The sequence below is a fragment of the Bradyrhizobium sp. genome (assembly GCF_049586575.1).
Lineage (GTDB): Bacteria > Pseudomonadota > Alphaproteobacteria > Rhizobiales > Xanthobacteraceae > Bradyrhizobium.
This window is the reverse complement of record NZ_JBAVCF010000789.1, coordinates 1-2267: the sequence shown is the minus strand read 5'-3', so window position 1 is coordinate 2267 and position 2267 is coordinate 1. Positions and strand designations below refer to the sequence as shown.

Annotated in this window: 2 protein-coding genes; one reads left to right on the top strand and one right to left on the bottom strand. The window is 60.6% G+C overall.

Translation table 11 applies throughout. The features are described from left to right. Nucleotides 1-220 precede the first annotated feature (220 nt). Nucleotides 221-949, bottom strand: a complete 729-nt coding sequence (gene pcsA / locus WB528_RS28225; RefSeq protein ID WP_423892717.1) for a phosphatidylcholine synthase — start codon at nucleotides 947-949, stop codon at nucleotides 221-223. A gap of 118 nt (nucleotides 950-1067) precedes the next feature. Here pcsA and WB528_RS28220 point away from each other — a divergent pair. Next, on the top strand, nucleotides 1068-2267 hold a 1200-nt coding region (locus WB528_RS28220; protein WP_423892715.1), incomplete at its 3' end, for a UbiH/UbiF family hydroxylase.

The window sequence follows — 2267 nt, the reverse complement described above, 5'->3', positions numbered from 1 at the left end:
TTAGATTCAAAGGACCACTAGAAAATATAACTTCTAGTGGAGTTTTGGATTTGACATTCGCTAACGAACTTGGGGCGGGGTGGTGGCGCATGTCAAATCGACTCCCCAGTGCGTTCATGCGAACTTCGGAATCAAAGGAGCGCCAGAAAAACATCGGTTCCTAGTGCGGTTTGGAATTTGAAGTTCCTATGACGAGATTACCGCGAAACTGCTAGGAACTTCAAATTCTCCGCACTAGCCGGATGGCGCTATCGCTGCCGATCACATAAAGTGCAATCGCGCAGAGCGCGACTGTTGCGGCGGTGCCGGGTTTGAAGTCGTCGATCAACGTGACCATAGCCAATACTGTCGCGACGCCGATCAGGCCCAAGGTCAGCCAACGCAGGCGGGCGACGCGGACGGGATGAATGACGTGGAAAGGCATGAAAGTCAGGACGATCATGGCGGCAACCGCAAGGCTCGATGCGACCGGTGGCCAGTGCAGCAAGAACAGATAGAAGGCTGCTATGTTCCACAATCCCGGAAAGCCGCGGAAATGATTGTCGTCCGATTTCATGCGGCGGTCCGCAAAATAAAGCGCGCCTGAGACCGCGATACCAACGCCCAGGACCGGTGCGGCCAATGGCGACAAAAGGCCGCTGGCGGTGATCGCATAAGCGGGCACGAAGACGTAGGTCGCGAAGTCGACCACGAGGTCGAGCACTTCGCCCGACCAGTTCGGCTGTAGGCGTACGACATCGAGACGACGCGCGATCGGTCCATCGATGCCATCGATCACCAGTGCTGCGCCCAACCACCAGAACATCGCCGTCCAGTGCTCACGAACGGCTTCCATCAGGGCAATAAGCGCGACACCGGCGCCCAGTGCGGTAAAGACGTGCACCGAAAATGCCGCGGCCTGCATCAAGGGCGAAGCCTGGGGAAGCTGCGTTTCGGTCTGTTGATCCATTGGGGATGATGCGCCGATTTGCGACAATATTGGCCGCAACTGCTATCAGGAATCCCTCGATTTGCACATCTCGGCCTCGGGCTTGAAAATGCCGCAGGGAATGTCAAATGTCAGGAGTATGAGCGATCATTCCTCGACCTATGATGTTGTCGTCGTTGGCGGCGGACCCGCAGGGCTGGCGGCGGCCATCGCCATCGTGCAGGCCGGCGCAAATGTCGCCTTGATCGCCCGGCGGTCGCTTTATGCCGATAACCGGACGACGGCGCTTCTCGGCGAGTCCATCGATTTCCTCGAGGCGCTGGGGGTGTGGCCGCACTGCATGGACAAGGCTGCCGCGCTGCGCGTCATGCGTCTGGTCGACGACACCGGCCGCCTGATCCGGGCTCCGGAGGTGCGGTTTTCCTGCGACGAGATCGGCCTCGATGTGTTCGGGTATAATATCGAGAACCGCGTCCTGGTGTCCTCTCTCGAAGAACGCGCTGCGGCCTTGACAAACCTGACGCGGTTTGACGACGAGGCGGCTGCGATCCAGGCGGAGGACGATATCGTCTCGCTTCGGCTCGCAAACGGGGGAACGTTATCGGCACGGCTTGTGGTCGGCGCCGATGGCAGACATTCGCTCTGCCGGGACGCCGCGGGCATTCATGTTCGGCGCAGCGAGCTGCATCAGGCGGCGCTGACGTTCAACATAACCCATTCCCGTCCTCACCAGAACATCTCGACCGAATTTCACACCCCGCAGGGACCCTGCGTGTTTGTGCCACTGCCGGGCGAGCGTTCCAGCGTCGTGTGGGTGTCCGAGCCGAAGGAAGCCGATCGGCTGATGGCATTGAGTGACGACGAATTGTCGGATGCCGCGGAAGTGCGTTCGCATTCGATCCTGGGCAAGTTGCAGGTCGAGCCCGGACGAAATCGGTTTCCGCTTGTCATCGAACAGCCGCGGCAATTTGCCAAAACACGTATCGCGTTGGTCGGCGAGGCCGCCCATGTGCTGCCGCCGATCGGCGCGCAAGGGCTCAACATGGGGCTGCGCGATGCCGCCGATCTCGCCGAGACCGTACGGGATGCCCTGGCTGCGGGCGAAGATCCTGGCTCCGCTTCGGTGTTGAGCCGCTATGCTTCCGCGCGACGCCCCGATGTCATGAGCCGGACCTTCGCTATCGATATCGCCAACCGCTCGTTGTTGAGCACGTTTCTGCCGATGCAATCGCTCCGCGCCGCCGGGCTGCATTTGATTGGTTCGTTCGGACCGCTGCGTCGCCTCGCCATGCGCGAGGGATTGGCCCCGTCGTGGCGACCCTCGGCTTCCGTCCATCAC